The sequence below is a fragment of the Streptomyces sp. NPDC060232 genome, assembly GCF_042726555.1.
Classification (GTDB): domain Bacteria; phylum Actinomycetota; class Actinomycetes; order Streptomycetales; family Streptomycetaceae; genus Streptomyces.
In genome coordinates this window covers 1-19,994 of sequence record NZ_JBHXAG010000037.1, presented here as the reverse complement: position 1 = coordinate 19,994, position 19,994 = coordinate 1, and the positions used below count along the sequence as shown (strand labels likewise).

Sequence of the window (19,994 nt, the reverse complement as noted above, 5' to 3'; positions counted from 1 at the left end):
TTCGCCCGTCAGGAGCGGCGTCCGGTGCGGCGGGAGTGCGTGCCGGGCGTCGCGACGGGGCGGACGTTGCCTGACGCGGCACTAGACGTAACGCTCCAGGATCGACGACTCCGCCAGCCGCGACAGCCCCTCGCGGACGCTCCGCGCCCGCGCCTCGCCCACGCCGTCCACCGTCTGCAGGTCGTCGACGCTCGCGGCGAGCAGCTTCTGCAGGCCGCCGAAGTGCTCCACCAGCCGCTCGATGATCGCGCCCGGCAGCCTCGGCACCTTCGCCAGCAGCCGGTAGCCGCGGGGCGACACCGCCGAGTCGAGCGTCTCGGGCGAGCCGGTGTACCCCAGCGCCCGCGCCACGATGGGCAGTTCCAGCAGCTCCGGGTGGGTCAGGGCGTCCAGCTCCGCCAGCGCCTCGTCCACCGTGCGGGAACGCTTCGCCGTCGGCTCGGGCACGTAGTCCCGGATGACCAGCTCCCGCTCCTGCTCGATCCCCACCGTCAGCTCGTCCAACTGGAGCGACAGCAGTCGCCCGTCCGTGCCCAGTTCGACCACGTATTCGGCGATCTCGGTCGCGATCCGGCGGACCATTTCCAGCCGCTGCGCGACCGCCGTGACGTCGCGCACCGTGACCAGGTCCTCGATCTCCAGCGCCGACAGCGTGCCGGCGACCTCGTCGAGGCGGAGCTTGTACCGCTCCAGCGTGGCCAGCGCCTGGTTCGCGCGTGACAGGATCGCCCCGGACTCCTCCAGGACCCGCCGCTCCCCGTCCACGTACAGGGCGATCAGCCGCATCGACTGCGACACCGACACCACCGGGAAGCCGCACTGCTTGGAGACGCGGTCGGCCGTGCGGTGGCGCGTGCCCGTCTCCTCCGTGGGGATCGAGGCGTCCGGTACGAGCTGGACGCCGGCCCGCAGGATCTTGGTGAGGTCCTTGTCGAGGATGAGCGCGCCGTCGAGCTTGCACAGTTCGCGCAGCCGGGTCGCGGTGAACTCCACGTCCAGGACGAAGCCGCCCGTGCACATCGCCTCGACGGCCTTGTCCATGCCGAGGACGATGAGGCCGCCGGTGTTGCCCCGGACGATCCGCTCAAGGCCGTCGCGCAGCGGCTGACCAGGTGCGACCGCGCTCAGCGAAGCGCGCATGAGAGCGTCGTGCTTGGAGCTCGCGCCGGACTTCCCGGGTGCTGATGCCCCGTCCTTGGCTGCCACTGCACTCCTCCGGTCGCGGGTTGCGCCGCCCAGCGCGGGGGCACGAGGACGTGCGTACGGCCGGGCGGACCAGCACAAAGTCTACCGGCGCGCGCCGCGGCCCCGCCTTGGCTTGGCCAGGTATGGCCCGGCGGGGGCCGGTACGGACCCCCTGACCAGCGCGGCGACCGGTCGGTCGGGCGGTTCGATCATGACGGGGCCACTCGGTTCGATCATGGCCGGCGGCCGGCCCGGACGGGGCCTACTCCGCGGCCGCCGCCCGCTCCTTGGCCGGCGTACGGGAGCGCCCACGCGGCAGCACCCGGAGCGCGTCGCCCATGTCGGCGACCTCGGTGACCTTCATCCCCGGCGGCACCTTGCCCGGGTCCGCCGGCACCAGCGCGTGCGTGAAGCCCAGCCGGTGCGCCTCCGCCAGCCGCCGCTGCACGCCCGTCACCCGCCGCACCTCGCCGGCCAGGCCGACCTCGCCGATGGCGACCAGGTTCTTCGGGAGCGGGACGTCACTGGCGGCGGAGGCCAGCGCGAGCGCGATCGCCAGGTCCGCGGCCGGCTCGGTGAGCTTCACCCCGCCCACGGTGGCGCTGTAGATGTCGCGCTTGCCGAGGGCCGTGATCCGGCCGCGCTGCTCCAGCACCGCCAGCATCATCGAGACGCGCGAGGTCTCCAGGCCGGAGGTGGTCCGCCGGGGGGAGGGGATCTGCGAGTCCACGGTCAGCGCCTGCACCTCCGCGACCAGCGGCCGCTTCCCCTCCAGGGTCACGGTCAGGCAGGTCCCCGGAACGGCCTCGGCGCGCCGGGTCAGGAACAGCCCGCTCGGGTCGGCGAGCCCGGTGATCCCCTCGTCGTGCAGCTCGAAGCAGCCGACCTCGTCGGTCGCTCCGTACCGGTTCTTCACACCGCGTACGAGCCGCAGCCGCGCGTGCCGGTCGCCCTCGAAGCTCAGCACGACGTCGACGAGGTGCTCCAGCAGGCGCGGACCGGCGATGGCGCCGTCCTTGGTGACGTGGCCGACCAGGAGGGTGGCCATGCCCCGCTCCTTGGAGGCCCGGATCAGCGCGCCCGCCACCTCGCGCACCTGGGCCATGCCGCCGGGCGCGCCGTCGATCTCGGGGGAGGCGACGGTCTGTACGGAGTCCAGGACGAGCAGGGACGGCTTCACGGCGTCGAGGTGCCCGAGCACCGCCGACAGGTCGGTCTCGGCGGCGAGGTACAGGTGGTCGCTCAGCGCCTTGATGCGGTCGGCCCGCAGCCGCACCTGGCTCGCCGACTCCTCGCCCGTGACGTACAGCGTGCGGTGCGCGTCGCTGGAGGCCTTCGCCGCGACGTCCAGCAGCAGCGTCGACTTGCCCACGCCGGGCTCGCCGGCCAGCAGCACGACGGCGCCGGGCACGAGGCCGCCGCCCAGGACGCGGTCCAGCTCGTCCACACCGGTGCTGCGCGCGGTCGCCGTCCGCCCGTCGACCTGGGCGATCGGCAGCGCGGCGGTCGAGACCCGGCCGGCCGCGGTGGTCCGTACGGCGGGCGCCCCCATCTCCTCGACGGTGCCCCAGGCCTGGCACTCGGGACACCGGCCGAGCCACTTGGCCGTCGTCCAGCCGCATTCGGTGCAGCGGTAGGACGGACGGTCCTTGGCGGATGAACGAGCAGTGCGGGCAGCCATGCCGCTCACGGTAGCCGCCCGCACCGACAGGCCGGGCCGCGGTACGGGCCGCGGCGCCGGCCGCGGCGCCGGCCGGGGCGCTGTCCGGGGCGTCGGCGCGCGCGCGCCGACGGGGGCGCCGGCCGGGGCGCTGACCGGGGCGCTGACCGGGGGCGCCGACGGGCGCGTCGGCGGGGGCGTCGGCGGGGGCGTCGGCGAGCGCGCCGGCCGGACTCGCCGCGCCCGACGCGCCCGCTGTTCGGGCCCGGCCGCGCGCCCCTCGGGACCCGCCGCGCGTGCTGCTTGGAGCCCGCCGCCCCGCCGCCGCGGCCGGCCATGTCAGGCCCGCCGTCAGCGCGTCAACGATCTGTTAACCCATAAGGGCTAAAACCGGGGAAGGCTTCCAGGGCGCCCGCGGCGCGCCGCCTACGGTCGCCAGGTGAACAGCAGCGACCAGGCACCACCCTCACCGCGCACCGGCGCACACCGGGCGCACGGGCGCACGGGCCAAGAAGACGAGCCGCCGCGCCCTTTCCGGCACGAGCCCTATCTCGACGGCCTGTTCACGTACTGCCTCTCGGTCCTCTGCGATCACGACACCGCCACCGACGTGCTCGGAGACGTCCTCGCCGTGGCCGAGCGCCATCCCGGCCGCTGCCCTGACGAGGGCGACCGGCGGGCCTGGCTCTATGCGCTCGCCCGCTGGGGCTGTCTGCGCCGCCTGGCCGAGCAGCGGCGCGTACGCCAGGGAGCGCATTCCGCCCGGCGTGCGCCGGAGCACAGGGGGCGCGACTGCGCGCCGGGGGGCGCAGCGGACGACGGCACGGCCACGGAAGCCCGCCGGCAGCTTGACGTCAGCGCCTACCGCCGTACCGAGCTGGCCCGTCTGGCCTGGCCAGAGGCCGCGGGGACCACGCCCGCGCAGCGCGAGGCACTCGAACTCGCCGTCCGCCACCGCCTCGGCGTCCCCGAACTCGCCGCCGTCCTCGGCACGCCCCCCGCCGCCGCCCGGGAGCTCCTGACCGGCGCCGCCTGCGAGGTGGAGCGCACCCGCGCCGCCCTCGCCGTCGTCGAGAGCGGCGGATGCCCCAGCGTCTCCCAGCTCACCGGCGGCGACGCGGACGGCGACGGCGACGGCGGCGACGGCGACGTGCTGCTGTCCAGCACCCTGCGCGCCGAACTCGTCCGCCACGTCGACGACTGCCCCCGGTGCCGACGCGTCGCCGAACGGGTGGGCGCCGCCGCCTGGCCCGGCTCGGGCGGCGTCAACACCGCCGCACTGCCCCTCGTACCCGCCCCCCGCACCGCGGTCCACGCGGCGATGCTCCGCTCCGGCCGGGGCCGCGGCCCCGCCCCGCGCTTCGACCGCACCGGTTTCCCGATGGACCCCAAGGACCGCGCCGCCCGCCGCGACCGGCTGCGGGCCCGCGCCGTGACCACGACCGTCGTGGCCACCGTCGTCGCGGCCCCGGTCCTGGCGTTGTGGGCCTCGTACCGCGGCGAGCAGGGCAGCGGCGAATCCGTCGGCAACGGGTCCACCCGTATCTCCGCGAGCGAGACCGAGCTGCCGACCGCCCGGATCGACGGCCGCCCGCTCACCGCCTACGAGAACACCGGGAACGCCACCGGCACCACCGCCGGCCCAGGGTTCGCCGAGAGCAGCGACTCCTCCGACGTCTCCGTCGAGGTGATCAGCACCGGCCCGCCGGCCACGCCCGACCAGGCCGGCACGCCCGGCCGCCTCTCGGTGGCCGCGTCCTCGCGGGGCGCCCTCACCCTGCTCACACTCACCGCCTCGGGCGGCGCCCAGGTGGACTGGCGGCTCTGGTCCGACGCGCCGTGGCTGCGCGCGAGCCGCACCGCGGGCACGCTCGCGCCCGGGGAATCGGTCACCCTGCACATCACCGTGGACTCCGAGGCGCAGCCCGTCGGCGCCTGGACCGCCCGGGTCGGGGTCGACCCGGCCGGTGCGGTGGTCTCCATCCGGGGCCGCGGCCGGCCCGCGTCGACACCGACTGCGCAGCCGGAGCCGACGCCGCCCGCGAGCCCGTCGCCGCCGCCGTCCCCGACGCCCACGCCGACGCCCACCCCGACGGAGCCGACGATCCCGCCGCCGTCCCCGACGCCCGCGCCGTCCCCGACGGACGGCGCGGGCGGCACGGCTTCTCCCGCGCCCGACCCGGCACCGTCGGGTCCGGGTGGCGGCTGACCTGCGGAGCTACGAAGCTACGGAGCTACGAAGCTACGGAGACGCAGAGCTGCGGAGGCTACGGAGCCGGGTCCGCGGGGTGCGGAGCCATCGGCAGCAGCGACGCCAGCCGGGCCTCGCACAGCTGCACGAGGGCGTCGTACCCCTCCTTGCCCATCAGCTCGGTCAGCTCGGCGCGGTACGACACGTACACCGGGTCACCGGCGCCGTGCGCGGACGTCGCCGACGTGCACCACCAGTGCAGGTCGTGGCCGCCGGGGCCCCAGCCGCGGCGGTCGTACTCACCGATCGACACCTGCAGCACCCGGGTGTCGTCGGGCCGGTCGATCCAGTCGTACGTCCGGCGGATCGGCAGCTGCCAGCAGACGTCCGGCTTGGTCTCCAGCGGCTCCCGGCCCTCCCTCAGCGCGAGGATGTGCAGCGAGCAGCCGGCCCCGGCGGGGAAGCCGGGCCGGTTCAGGAAGATGCAGGCGCCGTCCCAGCGGCGGGTCTGCTTCTCCCCGTCGTCGTCGTTCTGCGTCCAGCCGCTCTCGCTGCCGACGTCGTGGAACTGCCACAACTCGGGCGTCAGCCGGGCCACGTGCTCCGCGACGCGCTTCTCGTCGTCCTCGTCGGAGAAGTGCGCGCCGAGGGTGCAGCATCCGTCCGAGGCCCGGCCGGCCTGGATGCCCTGGCACCCGCTGCCGAAGATGCAGGTCCAGCGGGAGGTGAGCCAGGTCAGGTCACAGCGGAAGACCTGCTCGTCGTCGGCGGGGTCGGGGAACTCCACCCAGGCCCGGGGGAAATCGAGCCCCTTCTCGTCAGCCACGGCCTTCACCTTCCCTGCCTTGACGCCCTTGGCACCCTTGGCGCTCTGGGTGTCCTTGACGCCTTTGGCACCTTTGGTGCTGCCCGTGCTCTTGATCGGGTTCTTGCCTGAGTCCTCGCCCGTGTCCTTCTGCGACCGGGTCTTGTTGGCCTTCTTCGTATTTGGCACAAACCCAAGCCTAAGCGCCCCTTACACAACCCCTGAGTGTTCCTCGCAGTAGCGTTTCCCCCTATGAGACTCGGTGTCCTTGATGTGGGTTCGAATACGGTCCATCTGCTGGTGGTGGACGCGCACCCCGGTGCGCGCCCGCAGCCAGCGCACTCGCACAAGGTGGAGATAAGGCTGGCGGAGCTCCTCGACGAGGCCGGAGCCGTCACCCCCGCGGGTGTCGAGCGGCTCCTCTCGGTCGTCAACGAAGCGGTGCAGGCCGCCGAGGACAAGGGCTGTGAGGACGTCCTGCCCTTCGCGACCAGCGCGGTGCGCGAGGCCCGGAACGTCGAAGAGGTCCTGGCCCGGGTCAAGGCCGAGACCGGCGTCGACCTGCCGGTGCTGAGCGGTGAGGACGAGGCGCGGCTGACCTTCCTCGCCGCCCGCCGCTGGTTCGGCTGGTCCGCCGGCAAGCTGCTGGTCCTGGACATCGGCGGCGGCTCCCTGGAGATCGCGTACGGCATCGACGAGGACCCGGACGCGGCCGTCTCGCTCCCGTTGGGCGCGGGCCGCCTCACCGCGGGCTGGCTGCCGGGCGACCCGCCGGACGCCCTCGACATCCGGGCGCTGCGGCGGCACGTGCGGACGGAGATCGCCCGGACGGTCCGCGAGTTCAGCCGCTTCGGGGCCCCGGACCACGTGGTGGCGACATCGAAGACCTTCAAGCAGCTGGCCCGCATCGCGGGCGCGGCCCGCTCGGGCGACGGCCTGTACGTGCAGCGCGACCTCAGCCGCAAGGCCCTGGAGGAATGGGTACCGCGCCTGGCCGAGATGACGACGGCCCAGCGCTCCACCCTCCCGGGCGTCTCGGAGGGCCGGGCGAACCAGCTCCTGGCGGGCGCGCTGGTCGCCGAGGCCGCGATGGACCTCTTCGGGGTGGACGAGCTGGAGATCTGCCCGTGGGCCCTGCGCGAGGGCGTCATCCTCCGCCGCCTGGACCACCTCCCGACGCCGGGGGCGGCGCCGGCGTAGGGGGTACGAAGAAGCCTGCGCGCCGGGGCGGCGCGGGTACGGGTGCATGAGGGCAGAGGTGGCGCGGGCGGCGCGGGTACGGGTGCACGCGTGCTCGGCGCCTTCACCCCCGCGGCTCCACCACCCCTGGTCGGCGGTTGCCCACCCGCCTGCGACGGTGGTGGAGCGGAGGCCGGTGGCCTGGTTGGGCGGGGTTTCGGTGGGGGCCGATCTGCCGGGGCGGGATCAGAGTCGTTCCGGGGGTTTCCCGGCAGTCCCATCGTCTGCCCGTGTCGGGCCGGTCCGTCAAGGGCGCTCCCTCCGGTCGCGTCACTTCGTGAGGGCCTTCGGCCCCCCCTGACCGACCGTCCCGCCACGGAAATCCGAAAGACTGCCGGGAAGCCCCCGAAGGAACGGGCCGGCCGACGAGAAGCCGCGAGGCCGATCGCACTGCCCGGCCGGAGCCCGGCGCGCCCCACATCGCTACGCGCTCCTGTCCGACGGCGGCTGCGGGCCCTTGTGACTGGGCACAGGCCGCCCTCGATCGCTACGCGCTTCTGTCCGACCGCGTCCGGCCCTCTTGTGGGGCTGGACAGCTGTGTTGGCTCGGGTGCAGGGCGGCCGGCTCGATGTTGTCCACCGCTGTGGAGAACTCACGGCCGGACGGACCCCGGATGTATGCCAGCTCTACCCAGTAGGGATGGACCGACGTCGACACGTCCTCGTTGACCACGGCCATCAGCTCCCCCTCGACGCCACTGGCCACGTCGCGCACGCGACGTCGGAGCAGTGGGTGCGGCACGTACTCGTAGCGATCATGGGTGCAGTTCATGACTCCTGCTCGCATGGACTCCCTCGTGCTCTCCGTCTACGCACAGCTTGCCCACCGGTCTCGTGTCGTCTTGTAGGAGATTCGCCACTCGGTGGCCGTTTCGATGGCTCCCTTCCACCGGTAGACGGCCGTGAAGGGCGCGTCGATGTGCGCACAGGCTGCCAGTCGGGCCTCCACCGCGCCTCGCGCCAACCTACGTGCCAGGTCTTCACTGTCGACGGTTGTCTGCGCGATCACGGTGTCGGTCGCCATGACGGCCCTCCTCCTGTGTCGGTCCTCTGCGATGGACACTACCCAGAGGCAGTCCGGGGAGGGCCGGTGCTGGTCAACAGCGAAGAACCGGAAGGCAGGAACTGCCCTCCGCCTGGCGGCGTGTCGCCCCAGAGCCGGCCACCGACAGGCGCTGTCGGTGGTGGTTGGCAGGATGGTGACCATGAGTTACAACATCTCGTACTCGACGGCGGACAAGGCCCACGTGCTGGCCTACCTCGGCAGCAAGGGCGATCTCACGGCGGATCAGCTGCGCCGGCTGGAGATCATGCGGGGGCGCGCCCGGGACTACCAGGACGGTCTCGACCGGCACGGCCTGGACTGGGGGTTGTCCATCCCCGACGCCCTGGAGCACCTGATCGCCGGACACACCGACTCGGACGCGGCCTGCGCGGGCAACGCCTACACCACCGCCCTGCAGTTCGTCATCGACTGCAACGCCTCGGACGGCTCGCACCTGGGCACGTACTCCAAGCCCAGCACCTTCTTCGGCCTCGTGGACGACGAGATGCGCCGCCTCGGCGTGCCCGCCGACCTGCTGCCCCACGGGTTCCTCTACGGCGGGCCGCCCGACGAGTTCCCGTCCATACCCTGGTCGGTGGACGGGTACCCGGCCATCGGACATCTGCCGCTCGCGAAGACCAAGGCGGCCGCCGACGCGTACCGGGCCGTCCTGGACCGGATGGACCCCGACTTCCACTACGACGTGCAGGAACTCATCGCCAAGCTCGACGCCGAGCACGAGGAGTGGGAGCGGGCGACGCGGGACCTCGACTGGTACACCCAGGACACGCTGTTCTTCCGCCTCGTCTGACGGCCGGAAGAAGAGCCCGCGTGGCGGCCGTCACGTACCGGGCGGGCGTGGGCCCCGTACCCTGTCCCCGTGGCAGAACCCGTCCGCATCCCCACCGCGAAGGTCGCCCTGTCCACCGCCTCCGTCTATCCGGAGTCCACGGCGACCGCCTTCGAGATCGCCGCACGCCTCGGATACGACGGCGTCGAGGTGATGGTGTGGACGGATCCGGTCAGCCAGGACATCGACGCGTTGCGCCGCCTGTCGGACCAGCACCAGGTGCCCATCCTCGCCGTCCACGCACCCTGCCTGCTGATCACCCAGCGGGTGTGGTCCACCGATCCGTGGGTCAAGCTCCAGCGCGCCCGGTCGGCGGCCGAGAGGCTCGGCGCGTCCACCGTCGTCGTGCATCCGCCGTTCCGGTGGCAGCGCCAGTACGCACGGGAGTTCGTGTCCGGCATCTGGAGGATGGCCGAGGAGACCGACGTCCGGTTCGCCGTGGAGAACATGTACCCGTGGCGGTACCGCGACCGCGAGATGCTCGCCTACGCCCCCGAGTGGGACGTGACGAAGGACGACTACCGACACTTCACCGTCGACCTGTCGCACACCGCGACCGCCCGTACGGACGCCACCGCCATGATCGACCGGATGGGGGAGCGGCTCGCCCACGTGCACCTCGCCGACGGGAACGGATCGGCCAAGGACGAGCACCTGGTGCCGGGGCGCGGTACGCAGCCCTGCGCCGAGCTGCTGGAACGCCTCGCCCGGAGCTCCTTCGACGGTCACGTGGTGATCGAGGTCAACACGCGGCGTGCGATGTCCTCCGCCGAGCGTGAGGCCGACCTCGCCGAGGCGCTGGCCTTCACCCGCCTGCACCTGGCGACCGCCGGGCGCGACCGGGCCCGCCGGCCGTGACCGGGGAGGGCGCGCCGCGCCGCAGGGGCCCGGGCCGGCCCCGCCAGGACGAGGCCGAGGAGGGTCCGGGCACCCAGGAGCGCATCCGGCTCGCCGCCCGTGAGGTGTTCGCGGAGCGCGGCTACGACAAGACGTCCGTGCGCGGCATCGCGAAGGTCGCCGGCGTGGACCCGGCGCTGGTGCACCACTACTTCGGCAGCAAGGACGACCTGTTCGCCGCGGCCATCGAGATGAGCATGGAGCCGGCCCTGGTGGTCCCGGCCGTCATCGGCGAGGGGCCCGACGGCATCGGCGAGCGCCTCGCCCGCTACTTCCTCGGAGTGTGGGAGAACCCGGCCACCAGGGCCCCGCTGCTCGCGGTGATCCGGTCCGCGCTCACGCACGAGGCGGCCGCGAAGGTGCTGCGCGGGCTGGTGCTGCGCAGGGTCCTGGAGCGGGTCGCCGCCGATCTGGACGTGCCTGATCCGACCTTCCGCGCCGAGCTCGCCGCCTCCCACATGGTCGGCATCGCGATCCTGCGCTACGTCCTGCGGGTCGAGCCCCTCGCGTCCGCTGACCCGGAGGACATCGTGGGGCTCGTGGCCCCTACGCTTCAGCGGTACCTGACCGAGGACTGAGCCTCCCGTCCCGCCATGCGGACACGCCGTCCGGATCGCGGGCGGTGGGCGTAGCCTCGTACCTGAGCCATATCCGCAGTCGCGGCCGACCGTGAGGCCAGCCGCACTCATGGGGAGTGAACCGCATGCCCGAGCTGAGGTCCCGCACCGTCACCCACGGCCGCAACATGGCGGGTGCCCGCGCCCTGATGCGCGCGTCGGGCGTAGCGAGCGAGGACATCGGGAAGCCGATCATCGCGGTGGCCAACTCCTTCACCGAGTTCGTCCCCGGCCACACGCACCTGGCGCCCGTCGGCCGGATCGTCTCCGACGCCATCCGCGCGGCCGGTGCGATCCCCCGCGAGTTCAACACGATCGCCGTCGACGACGGCATCGCGATGGGCCATGGCGGCATGCTGTACTCCCTGCCGTCGCGCGACCTGATCGCGGACAGCGTGGAGTACATGGTCGAGGCGCACTGCGCCGACGCCCTGATCTGCATCTCCAACTGCGACAAGATCACCCCCGGCATGCTGATGGCCGCCATGCGCCTCAACATCCCGGCCGTGTTCGTCTCCGGCGGCCCGATGGAGGCCGGCCAGGCCGTCCTCGTCGACGGCACCGTCCGCAAGCTGGACCTGATCGACGCCATGGTGGACGCCTCCAACGAGAACGTCTCCGACGAGGACGTGCTCCGCATCGAGGAGAACGCCTGTCCCACCTGCGGTTCGTGTTCCGGCATGTTCACCGCCAACTCGATGAACTGCCTCGCCGAGGCCATCGGCCTGGCCCTCCCGGGCAACGGCTCGGTCCTCGCCACGCACACCGCCCGCCGCGCCCTGTACGAGGACGCCGGCCGCACGGTCGTGGAGATCACCAAGCGGTACTACGGCGACGGCGACGAGTCCGTCCTGCCCCGCAACATCGCCACCCGCGAGGCCTTCGAGAACGCCATGGCCCTCGACATCGCCATGGGCGGCTCCACCAACACGATCCTGCACCTGCTGGCCGCCGCGCAGGAGGCGGGCCTGGACTACGACCTCAAGGACATCGACGCCGTCTCGCGCCGCGTCCCCTGCCTGGCCAAGGTCGCGCCCAACGTCGCGCCCGGCGGCACGTACTACATGGAGGACGTGCACCGCGCCGGCGGCATCCCCGCCATCCTCGGCGAGCTGCACCGCGGCGGGCTCCTCAACAAGGACGTGACGACCGTCCACTCCGACGGCCTGGAGGACTGGCTGGGCAAGTGGGACGTCCGCTCCGGTACGGCGACCGACACGGCGACGGAGCTGTGGCACGCGGCCCCCGGCTGCGTGCGCTCCGCGACCGCCTTCTCCCAGTCCGAGCGCTGGGACACCCTCGACCTGGACGCCGAGGGCGGCTGCATCCGCTCCGTGCAGCACGCGTACTCCAAGGACGGCGGCCTGGCCGTCCTGCGCGGCAACATCGCCGTCGACGGCTGTGTCGTGAAGACGGCCGGCGTCGACGAGTCGATCTGGACCTTCGAGGGCCCGGCGGTCGTCTGCGAGTCGCAGGACGAGGCCGTCGACAAGATCCTGCGCAAGGAGGTCAAGGCGGGCGACGTCGTCGTCATCCGCTACGAGGGCCCGCGCGGCGGCCCCGGCATGCAGGAGATGCTCTACCCGACGTCCTTCCTCAAGGGCCGCGGCCTGGGCAAGGTCTGCGCGCTGGTGACGGACGGCCGCTTCTCCGGCGGCACCTCCGGCCTGTCCATCGGCCACGCCTCCCCGGAGGCGGCGTCCGGCGGCGACATCGCCGTGGTCGAGGACGGCGACCGCATCCGCATCGACATCCCGAACCGGTCCATCGAGATCCTCGTCGACGACGCCACCCTGGCGGCCCGCCACGAGGCCCTCGGCGGGGTCTACGCGCCGAAGAACCGCGAGCGCAAGGTCTCCGCCGCCCTGCGCGCCTACGCCGCGATGGCCACCAGCGCCGACAAGGGCGCGGTCCGCGACGTCACCCGGCTGGGCTGACCCGGCCGGCCCCGGCAGCGACGCCTCCGCACCGCGCTGGTGCGGGGGCGCCCGCGTTCCACCGCGGCGTGCCCGCCTTCACCACCGGGCGGGGTCGCCCGCGTCCACCGCGAACACCGAGCCGTCGGGCGCGCCCGCGAACACCCGCCCGCCACCGGCCACCGGCGCGGGCAGCGTCGACGCGTAGGTGTCCCTGCCGTCGGCCATCCGAGGCCGGGTCTGCCCCGCCGGCCGGCCGTCGGCGGCGTCGACGGCCAGCAGCCGGCCGTCCGGCGCCGTCAGCAGGACCCGGCCGTCGGCGACCACCGGGCGCGAGGCCACCGTCACGCCCGTCTCCAGCCGCCACCGCTCCTTGTCCGCCCCGACCGCGACCAGCGCGCCGGAGGTCCCGAACAGGTAGGTGACCCCGTCCCGGTCCACCGCCGCCTCCGCGTCGAACAGCGGCGCCGTGAGCCGCACCCGCTGTGCGGTGTGCGCCGCGAGGTCGGCGCGCACGACGGCGGTGGTCCGGCCGGACGCGTCGACGTCCATCAGGTACAGGCCGCCGGTCGCCGCCCCGACCGGCCGCAGCCGCCCCGCGGTACGGAACAGGCGGCTGACGTTCCCCGTCGCCGCATCGACCGCGGCGAGCTGCGTGGAACCGCTGCCGTCGGGCGTCGCCACGTACAGTCCGGGCGCGCCGGCGCCCTCGGGCCCGCCGCCGGTCCACCATACGGAGCCGACCCCGCCGATCTGCCGGGTCCAGCGCGTCGTCCCGGCGGCCGCGTCCAGTGCGGTGACGCTGCCGGTGGTGCCCACCAGCAGCACCTGGGCGCCCGCGGCCACCGCCTGCGAACCGGCGGGGAGCCTGTGCCGCCAGCGCTCGGCCCCCGTGGCCGGGTCCAGTGCCTGCAGCGTCTCGCTGCCCGCCACCACGACGAGGACCAGTCCGCCGGCGTGCAGGGGTGCTCCCGCGGGCGCCGTCCCCTTCGCCGGGGCGGACCCGCGCGCCTCCACCGTCCACACCGCCGTACCGTCCGCGGGGTCGAGCCGGGCCGCGGCGAGCCCGGCCCCGGCGCAGTAGAGGGCCTCCGCCTGCCAGGAGCAGGCACCGATCCGGCTGCCCGTACCGGGCTTGCCCAGGGGGACCGACCAGGGAGCGAAGGCCTTCGCCGGAGCCGGATCCGCCTTCCCGGCGATCTGGGCGGGCGACGGCCCGGCGGCGGCCCCGAAGTGCAGGTACCCGCCCACCGCGCCGCCCGCGAGCAGCAGCCCGATCCCGGCCGCGACCGCGATCCGCGCCCGCCGCCCGCGGCGCGGAGCCAGGGGCTCCGGCCCGGCGGGGACCCGCTCCCGGCGGTGGGTGAGCAGCTCGGCCCCGTCGGGCCTGCGCGGCTGGGGGATGAAGGCCTGGGTGTCCTCGGCCGTCGGGTACGCGACCGCCCGCATCTCGGCGATCAGCTCCGCGGCGGTCGGCCGCTCCCGCGGATCCTTGGCCAGGCACCGTTCGACGAGCGGTACGAGCTGCCGCGGCAGCCCGCTCAGATCGGGCTCGCCGTGCACCACCTGGTAGGCCACCAGGTAGTGGCTGTCGGAGTCGAAGGGCCCGCGGCCCGTCGCCGCGTGCACGAGCACCGCGCCCAGGGCGAAGACGTCCGCGGCCGTCCCCACGTCGCGGGGCCGCTGGAACTGCTCGGGCGCCATGAACGGCGGCGTCCCGATCAGCTTCCCGGTCTCGGTCCGCAGGTCGCTGTCCGCAGGCCGGGAGATCCCGAAGTCGATGACGCGCACGCCGTCGGGCGCCATGAGCACGTTGCTCGGCTTGAGGTCCCGGTGCACCACGCCCGCCCGGTGGATGTCCCGCAGCGCCTCCGCCAGTCCGGCGGCGAGCCGGGTGAGCTCGCTGCGGTCCAGCACCCGCTCCCGTACCCGCTCGGCGAGCGTCGGCGCGTCGATGAACAGGGTGGCCATCCACGGCCGCTCGGCATCGGGGTCGGCGTCCACGACGGGTGCGGTGAACGCCCCGCTCACCCTGCGCGCGGCCGCGACCTCCTGCCGGAAGCGGGCCCGGAACTCCGGGTCCACCGCATGCTCGGCGTGCACGATCTTGACGGCGATTTTCAGCCCCGACCCGGACGTGGCGAGGTGGACGACGCCCATCCCTCCGGAGCCGAGCACCGATTCGAGCCGGTACTGCCCGGCGTACTCCGGAAAGCCCGCGTAGTCCGCGCGCAGCGAATGCACCGCTCACCACCCCCGCCGGAGCCTAGTCGATGTCCCGTAGGCATCTCCAAGGTCCTGCTACCCTGCGCGAGTTGCGCACGGCAACGCCCATGGGGGGAGATTTCGCATGTCGGTGGAGAACGATTCGAGCCAAGTCCAGAGCCTGGCTTCCGGCTCCGGCTACCCGTCCTACCCGGTCGCTCCCGGCTACCGGCTGAACGTCCGCAGCGGTCCCGGCACGAACTACTCGGTGATCGACGTCCTGCCGCTCGGCGCGACCGTCACGCTGCGCTGCCAGACCGAGGGCACCACGGTCTCCGGCCCGTACGGCACGAGCGACATCTGGGACTGCATCGGCAACGGCCGTTTCGTCTCCGACGCGTACGTGCGGACCGGCAGCGACGGCTTCGTGGTCACGCGCTGCGGCTGACCGGCCGACGACGGATCCGCCGCGCAGGCCGCGCAGGCCGCGTACCTCGCGCACGACCCGTCTGACACGTGAGACACACCCGGCCCGACCGGCCCGGCGGGGGATAATCGCTGCTGTGAGCGACGACCAGCGAGACCAGACCCCCGCCGAGCCGGCGGCCGACGCGGCTGCCCCGGCCCGGGCCGCCTCGGCCGCGCCCGCCTCCGCGCCTGCGGTCCCCACCGGCCCGCAGCCCGAGCCGATCCGGTACTTCGGCACCACCTGGGTGAAGCGCGAGAGCGGCTACGGCCTGCGCCGTGCCGCCCTCGCCGTCGGTTCCCTGGTCACGGCCACCGCAGCAGCCGTCCTGCTGCGCCTCTCCTACGAGGGCCTGGCGATCGGCAACGTCGGCCCCTTCCTCAGCATCTCCGTCGTCGTCCTCTTCGCGATTGCCAGTTCCATCGCCTTCGTCAAGACCTGGGACTCCTACAAGCGGCGCCCGGCCCCGTCCTCCGACGAGGCGGCCCTCAAGGGCCTCAAGACGATCGGTTTCATCGGCTCCCTCATCGCGTACTCCCTGCGCTGCCTGGTCGAGGCCCCCGGCGAGGCACTCCGCCGCGCCGAGTACGAGCGCGCCCTGGCCGACTACGAGCGCCGCCGCAGCACCCGTACGGGGAACCCGGCCGCCCGCCGCCCCAAGCGCAAGAAGTAGCCGCACGCCCGCGCGGCCGTCCGCACCCCTCCTCATCCTCTCCGCTCCCGGTGATTGAAGCCCCAGCACCGCCAGGAGCATTATTCACCGCATGATGAATAAGCGGGCCGGTGCAGAACCGGCCGCCGCCGTGCACGCCCACGGCCTCACAGTCCGCCGCGGCACCGGCCGCACCCCGCGCACCGTCATCGACGACATCGCCTTCGACGTCCCCCGCGGCCGCATCACCGGCCTCCTCGGTCCCTCCGGCTGCGGCAAATCCACCCTCCTGCGCGCCGTCGTCGGCACCCAGGCCCACGTCACCGGCACCCTCGACGTCCTCGGCCGCCCCGCCGGCCACCCCGACCTCCGCTCCCGCATCGGCTACGTCACCCAGGCGCCCTCCGTCTACGACGACCTCACCGTCCGCCAGAACCTCGACTACTTCGCCGCGATCCTCGACCCCGGCCGGGCCGCCGCCGGCCGCCGCGCCGACGCCGTGAGCCGCGCCATCACAGACGTCGACCTCACCAGCCGCGCAGGAGCCCTCGCCGGCAGCCTCTCCGGCGGCCAGCGCAGCCGCGTCTCCCTCGCCGTAGCCCTGCTCGGCACCCCCGAGCTGCTGGTCCTCGACGAACCCACCGTCGGACTCGACCCCGTCCTGCGCCGCGACCTGTGGAAGCTCTTCCACGACATCGCCGCCACCCGCGGCGCCACGATCCTCGTCTCCTCCCACGTCATGGACGAGGCCGAGCGCTGCCACGACCTGCTCCTCATGCGCGAAGGCCGCATCCTCGCCCAGGACACCCCCGACGCCCTGCGCACCCGCACCCACGCCGCCACCGTCGAGGAGGGCTTCCTCCGCCTCGTCGACGAGGCAACCGCCCTCCCCGCCCAGGAGCAGACCCGATGAACGCCGCCCGCACCGCCGCCACGGCCGCCCGCGTCCTGCGCCAGCTCCGCCACGACCCGCGCTCCATCGCCCTGATGCTCCTGGTGCCCGTCCTGATGCTCACCCTGCTGCGCTTCGTCTTCGACGGCAGCCCCCGCACCTTCGACAACATCGGCGCGTCACTCCTCGGGATCTTCCCCCTCATCACCATGTTCCTGGTGACCTCCATCGCCACCCTGCGCGAACGCACCTCCGGAACCCTGGAACGCCTCCTGGCCATGCCCCTCGGCAAGGGCGACCTCATCGCCGGCTACGCCCTCGCCTTCGGCGCCGTCGCCGTCGTCCAGTCCCTCCTCGCCACCGGCCTCGCCCTCTGGGCCCTCGGCCTCGACGCCGTCGGCTCCCCCTGGCTGCTCCTGCTCGTCGCCCTCCTCGACGCCCTCCTCGGCACCGCCCTCGGCCTCTTCGTCTCCGCCTTCGCCGCCTCCGAATTCCAGGCCGTCCAGTTCATGCCGGCGGTGATCTTCCCCCAGCTGCTCCTCTGCGGCCTCTTCGCGGCCCGCGACACCATGCACCCCGTCCTCGAAGGCATCTCCGACGTCCTGCCCATGTCCTACGCCGTCGACGGCATGACCCAGGTCCTCACCCACACCGACATGACCGCCGAATTCGTCCGCGACGCCGTCGTCGTCGCCGCCTGCGCCCTGCTCGTACTCGCCCTCGGCGCGGCCACCCTCCGCCGCCGCACCCCCTGACCGCACTGCGGACACCGCCGCCCCGCCCGCCGCCCGGGTGCAAGGATGAGGACATGTACGCGTACGCCTGCGCAGCCCAGGCGGAAGAACAGTTCGGCGAGGTGAATCGGGCATGACCCAGACAGTCGCAGTCCTCGGTGCCGGCAAGATCGGCGAGGCCCTGCTCAGCGGAATGATCCGCGGCGGCTGGCCCGCCTCCAAGCTCCTCGTCACCGCGCGCCGCAGCGACCGCGCCGAGGAGCTCCGCACCCGCTACGGGGTCGAGGCCGTCTCCAACGCCGAGGCCGCCAAGCGCGCCGACACCCTCATCCTCACCGTCAAACCCCAGGACATGGCCAAGCTCCTCGACGAGCTCGCCCCGCACGTCCCCGCCGACCGGCTGGTCATCAGCGGCGCCGCCGGCGTCCCCACCTCCTTCTTCGAGGAGCGCCTCAGCCCCGGCACCCCCGTCGTGCGCGTCATGACGAACACCCCCGCCCTCGTCGACGAGGCCATGTCCGTCATCTCCGCCGGCAGCCACGCCACCGCCGAGCACCTCGCCCACACCGAGGAGATCTTCGGCAGCGTCGGCAAGACCCTGCGCGTCCCGGAGTCCCAGCAGGACGCGGCCACCGCCCTCTCCGGCTCCGGCCCCGCGTACTTCTACTTCCTCGTCGAAGCCATGACCGACGCCGGCATCCTCCTCGGCCTGCCCCGCGCACAGGCCCACGACCTCATCGTCCAGGCCGCCATCGGCGCCGCGGTGATGCTCCGCGACAGCGGCGAACACCCCGTCAAACTCCGCGAGGCCGTCACCTCCCCCGCCGGCACGACCATCAACGCGATCGTCGAGCTGGAGAAGCACGGCGTACGCGCCGCCCTGATCGCCGCCCTCGAAGCCGCCCGCGACCGCAGCCGCGAACTCGCCTCCGGCAACAGCTGAACCACCGGTACGGGCCCCCGCCGCGGCAGCGGGGACCCGTACCCGCGGCTACGGCGCGAGCAGCCCGATCGCCTCGTACGCCCGGTCCACCACGGGCCGCGCCAGCTCCCTGGCCCGCCCCGCGCCCTCCCGCAGCGCCTTGTCCACCTGCGCGGGATCGGCCGCCAGCTCCGCGTGCCGCTCCTGCAAGGGCCGCAGCAGCTCGACCACCGCGTCGGCGACGTCCCGCTTCAGCGCCCCGTACCCGGCGTACCCGTCGGCGAGCGCGGCCGGATCACCGCCGGTGCACGCAGCCAGGATGTCCAGCAGGTTCGCCACGCCCGGCCGCGCCTCCCGGTCGTGGACCACCGCACCGTCCCCGCTGTCGGTGACGGCCCGCATCACCTTCTTGCGTACCACCCCGGGCTCGTCGAGCAGATAGACGATCCCCGAACCGTTCGCGTGCGACTTCCCCATCTTCGACGTCGGATCCTGCAGGTCCATGACCCGCGCGGCCACCGACGCAACAGTGGCCTTCGGAACGGTGAAGGTGTGCCCGTAGCGCTGGTTGAAGCGCACCGCCAGGTCCCGGGTCAGCTCCACGTGCTGCCGCTGGTCCTCACCGACCGGCACCTCCCCGGCCCCGTACGCCAGGATGTCCGCGGCCATCAGCACTGGATAGGTGAGCAGGGAGAGCCGCACGCCCTCGCCGGAGACCTGCGCCTTCGCAGCCTTCTCCCTGTACTGGATCATCCGCCGCAGCTCCCCGTCGGTCGCCGTGCACTCCAGCAGGTAGGCCAGCCGCGTGTGCTCGTCGACGTGGCTCTGCACGAAGAGGGTGCAGCGCCGGGGCTCCAGCCCGGCGGCCATCAGCAGCGTCGCGGCCTGTCGGGTCAGCCTCCGTACGCGCGCCGGCTCGTGCTCGACGGTCAGCGCGTGCAGGTCGACGACGCAGAACAGGGCGTCGTCCGGCTCCTGGTCGGCCGCTACCCACTGCCGTACCGCACCCAGGTAGTTCCCCAGGGTCATGTGACCGGTCGGCTTGATCCCGCTGAAGATCCTCGTCATGTCCTGCTCTCCCTGCTCGTGAGTGGTGTCGGCTCACCGTGTCGGGCGGCCGGGCCACTCTCGGGAGGGGAGGACAACAGAAAACGGCCGCCGGGGCGGCGGCCGTGAGCGCATGCGTGCTCGCGTGGAAGGTCGGCCGCCGTCAGGCGGCCCACCAACGAAGGCTGAGCGTGAGCGCATGCGTAGTCATGGGAGCCAGCGTAGACCTCGGGTGACGGGGGCGGGGAGAGTTTCGCCCACGCCGCACGGCGGCGGTCAGCGGGGGTTGACACGGGTGTGCCCGGTCCGTAAGGTTCTTCGAGTTGTCCGACGTGAGCGCCGACCCCGGTCGGTCCCCGGACAGCCATTCCGCACTACACATTCGAACGAACGACGCACTTCGTCGTCTCGTTTTCATGCGTATTTGCGAATGAGGAATCCGTGTCCGAGGACGCTGCCGCCGATTAGGTTCGGGGGCGAGGAATCCGCTACTGTCTCACTCGCTGCAAGGGCCCAACAGCCCGCGTAGCACAACCCGCTGACCGGGAGTCAGGCCCGAAAGGATCTGATAGAGTCGGAATCGCCGGAAAGGGAAACGCGAAAGCGGGAACCTGGAAAGCACCGAGGAAGTCGGGCCCGAAAGAGTCTGATAGAGTCGGAAACGCAAGACA

18 protein-coding genes are annotated in these 19,994 nt (G+C 73.2%); 11 read left to right on the top strand and 7 right to left on the bottom strand.

The window, feature by feature from the left end; all coding sequences use genetic code 11:
- Positions 1-81: 81 nt before the first annotated feature.
- Together disA and radA are read right to left on the bottom strand one after the other, a co-directional pair.
- Complete coding sequence (gene disA, locus ACFWFZ_RS32645; protein WP_030817598.1) at positions 82-1,206, bottom strand: DNA integrity scanning diadenylate cyclase DisA; 1,125 nt, start codon at positions 1,204-1,206, stop codon at positions 82-84.
- Between the two features lie 241 nt (positions 1,207-1,447).
- Positions 1,448-2,866 (bottom strand): DNA repair protein RadA, encoded by a 1,419-nt coding sequence (radA, locus tag ACFWFZ_RS32640; RefSeq protein WP_326475372.1) that lies wholly within the window; start codon positions 2,864-2,866, stop codon positions 1,448-1,450.
- 418 nt (positions 2,867-3,284) lie between these two features.
- Between radA and ACFWFZ_RS32635 the strand changes: the two genes are divergently transcribed.
- The gene (locus ACFWFZ_RS32635) at positions 3,285-5,054 is read left to right on the top strand and encodes a hypothetical protein (RefSeq protein ID WP_387127340.1); all 1,770 of its coding nucleotides are present in this window, start codon (positions 3,285-3,287) and stop codon (positions 5,052-5,054) included.
- 58 nt (positions 5,055-5,112) lie between these two features.
- Here the strand turns inward: ACFWFZ_RS32635 and ACFWFZ_RS32630 are convergent, their stop codons facing one another.
- Positions 5,113-5,958: a hypothetical protein gene (locus tag ACFWFZ_RS32630; protein ID WP_387127397.1), complete on the bottom strand. Its 846-nt coding sequence runs from the start codon at positions 5,956-5,958 to the stop codon at positions 5,113-5,115.
- 135 nt (positions 5,959-6,093) lie between these two features.
- Between ACFWFZ_RS32630 and ACFWFZ_RS32625 the strand changes: the two genes are divergently transcribed.
- Positions 6,094-7,041 carry a Ppx/GppA family phosphatase gene (locus ACFWFZ_RS32625; protein WP_387127338.1) on the top strand — a complete coding sequence of 316 codons (948 nt, stop codon included), beginning with the start codon at positions 6,094-6,096 and terminating at the stop codon, positions 7,039-7,041.
- A gap of 526 nt (positions 7,042-7,567) precedes the next feature.
- On the opposite strand, the gene ACFWFZ_RS32620 is transcribed toward ACFWFZ_RS32625, so the two are convergent.
- Positions 7,568-7,852, bottom strand: a complete 285-nt coding sequence (locus tag ACFWFZ_RS32620) for a hypothetical protein (RefSeq protein WP_387127336.1) — start codon at positions 7,850-7,852, stop codon at positions 7,568-7,570.
- A 36-nt stretch (positions 7,853-7,888) separates the two neighbouring features.
- Positions 7,889-8,104, bottom strand: coding sequence for a divalent-cation tolerance protein CutA (gene cutA / locus ACFWFZ_RS32615; protein WP_387127334.1), 216 nt, complete (start codon positions 8,102-8,104; stop codon positions 7,889-7,891).
- 181 nt (positions 8,105-8,285) lie between these two features.
- On the opposite strand from cutA, the gene ACFWFZ_RS32610 reads away from it, so the two are divergent.
- The 4 genes from ACFWFZ_RS32610 to ilvD all read left to right on the top strand — a co-directional run bounded on the left by ACFWFZ_RS32610 (position 8,286) and on the right by ilvD (position 12,426).
- Positions 8,286-8,936, top strand: a complete 651-nt coding sequence (locus ACFWFZ_RS32610) for a hypothetical protein (RefSeq protein ID WP_387127332.1) — start codon at positions 8,286-8,288, stop codon at positions 8,934-8,936.
- Between the two features lie 69 nt (positions 8,937-9,005).
- Positions 9,006-9,833: a sugar phosphate isomerase/epimerase family protein gene (locus ACFWFZ_RS32605; protein ID WP_387127329.1), complete on the top strand. Its 828-nt coding sequence runs from the start codon at positions 9,006-9,008 to the stop codon at positions 9,831-9,833.
- Complete coding sequence (locus ACFWFZ_RS32600; RefSeq protein ID WP_387127327.1) at positions 9,830-10,450, top strand: TetR family transcriptional regulator; 621 nt, start codon at positions 9,830-9,832, stop codon at positions 10,448-10,450. The genes ACFWFZ_RS32605 and ACFWFZ_RS32600 overlap by 4 nt, the downstream gene beginning before the upstream one ends.
- Positions 10,451-10,575: 125 nt before the next feature.
- Complete coding sequence (gene ilvD, locus ACFWFZ_RS32595; RefSeq protein WP_387127325.1) at positions 10,576-12,426, top strand: dihydroxy-acid dehydratase; 1,851 nt, start codon at positions 10,576-10,578, stop codon at positions 12,424-12,426.
- A gap of 78 nt (positions 12,427-12,504) precedes the next feature.
- Here the strand turns inward: ilvD and ACFWFZ_RS32590 are convergent, their stop codons facing one another.
- Positions 12,505-14,649: a PQQ-binding-like beta-propeller repeat protein gene (locus ACFWFZ_RS32590; protein ID WP_387127323.1), complete on the bottom strand. Its 2,145-nt coding sequence runs from the start codon at positions 14,647-14,649 to the stop codon at positions 12,505-12,507.
- Positions 14,650-14,755: 106 nt separating this feature from the next.
- Between ACFWFZ_RS32590 and ACFWFZ_RS32585 the strand changes: the two genes are divergently transcribed.
- The 5 genes from ACFWFZ_RS32585 (at position 14,756) to proC (ending at position 18,297) form a co-directional block, all read left to right on the top strand.
- Positions 14,756-15,058: an SH3 domain-containing protein gene (locus tag ACFWFZ_RS32585; RefSeq protein WP_387127321.1), complete on the top strand. Its 303-nt coding sequence runs from the start codon at positions 14,756-14,758 to the stop codon at positions 15,056-15,058.
- Between the two features lie 241 nt (positions 15,059-15,299).
- Positions 15,300-15,749 carry a hypothetical protein gene (locus ACFWFZ_RS32580; RefSeq protein ID WP_387127395.1) on the top strand — a complete coding sequence of 150 codons (450 nt, stop codon included), beginning with the start codon at positions 15,300-15,302 and terminating at the stop codon, positions 15,747-15,749.
- A 91-nt stretch (positions 15,750-15,840) separates the two neighbouring features.
- Positions 15,841-16,641: an ABC transporter ATP-binding protein gene (locus ACFWFZ_RS32575; RefSeq protein ID WP_387127318.1), complete on the top strand. Its 801-nt coding sequence runs from the start codon at positions 15,841-15,843 to the stop codon at positions 16,639-16,641.
- Positions 16,638-17,375: an ABC transporter permease gene (locus tag ACFWFZ_RS32570; RefSeq protein WP_387127316.1), complete on the top strand. Its 738-nt coding sequence runs from the start codon at positions 16,638-16,640 to the stop codon at positions 17,373-17,375. Before ACFWFZ_RS32575 ends, ACFWFZ_RS32570 begins: the two co-directional genes overlap by 4 nt.
- A 112-nt stretch (positions 17,376-17,487) precedes the next feature.
- Positions 17,488-18,297 (top strand): pyrroline-5-carboxylate reductase, encoded by an 810-nt coding sequence (gene proC / locus ACFWFZ_RS32565; RefSeq protein WP_387127313.1) that lies wholly within the window; start codon positions 17,488-17,490, stop codon positions 18,295-18,297.
- Positions 18,298-18,345: 48 nt separating this feature from the next.
- Here proC and trpS read toward each other — a convergent pair whose 3' ends face one another.
- Positions 18,346-19,344 (bottom strand): tryptophan--tRNA ligase, encoded by a 999-nt coding sequence (gene trpS / locus ACFWFZ_RS32560; protein ID WP_387127311.1) that lies wholly within the window; start codon positions 19,342-19,344, stop codon positions 18,346-18,348.
- Between the last annotated feature and the right edge of the window lie 650 nt (positions 19,345-19,994).

Excerpts from the sequence above, each read along its gene's own strand:
- radA (WP_326475372.1), bottom strand. The coding sequence starts at position 2,866 with ATGGCTGCCCGCACTGCTCGTTCATCCGCCAAGGACCGTCCGTCCTAC.
- ACFWFZ_RS32625 (WP_387127338.1), top strand. The coding sequence starts at position 6,094 with ATGAGACTCGGTGTCCTTGATGTGGGTTCGAATACGGTCCATCTGCTG.
- ACFWFZ_RS32620 (WP_387127336.1), bottom strand. The coding sequence starts at position 7,852 with ATGAACTGCACCCATGATCGCTACGAGTACGTGCCGCACCCACTGCTC.
- cutA (WP_387127334.1), bottom strand. The coding sequence starts at position 8,104 with ATGGCGACCGACACCGTGATCGCGCAGACAACCGTCGACAGTGAAGAC.
- ACFWFZ_RS32610 (WP_387127332.1), top strand. The coding sequence starts at position 8,286 with ATGAGTTACAACATCTCGTACTCGACGGCGGACAAGGCCCACGTGCTG.
- ilvD (WP_387127325.1), top strand. The coding sequence starts at position 10,576 with ATGCCCGAGCTGAGGTCCCGCACCGTCACCCACGGCCGCAACATGGCG.
- ACFWFZ_RS32585 (WP_387127321.1), top strand. The coding sequence starts at position 14,756 with ATGTCGGTGGAGAACGATTCGAGCCAAGTCCAGAGCCTGGCTTCCGGC.
- ACFWFZ_RS32575 (WP_387127318.1), top strand. The coding sequence starts at position 15,841 with ATGATGAATAAGCGGGCCGGTGCAGAACCGGCCGCCGCCGTGCACGCC.
- ACFWFZ_RS32570 (WP_387127316.1), top strand. The coding sequence starts at position 16,638 with ATGAACGCCGCCCGCACCGCCGCCACGGCCGCCCGCGTCCTGCGCCAG.
- proC (WP_387127313.1), top strand. The coding sequence starts at position 17,488 with ATGACCCAGACAGTCGCAGTCCTCGGTGCCGGCAAGATCGGCGAGGCC.
- trpS (WP_387127311.1), bottom strand. The coding sequence starts at position 19,344 with ATGACGAGGATCTTCAGCGGGATCAAGCCGACCGGTCACATGACCCTG.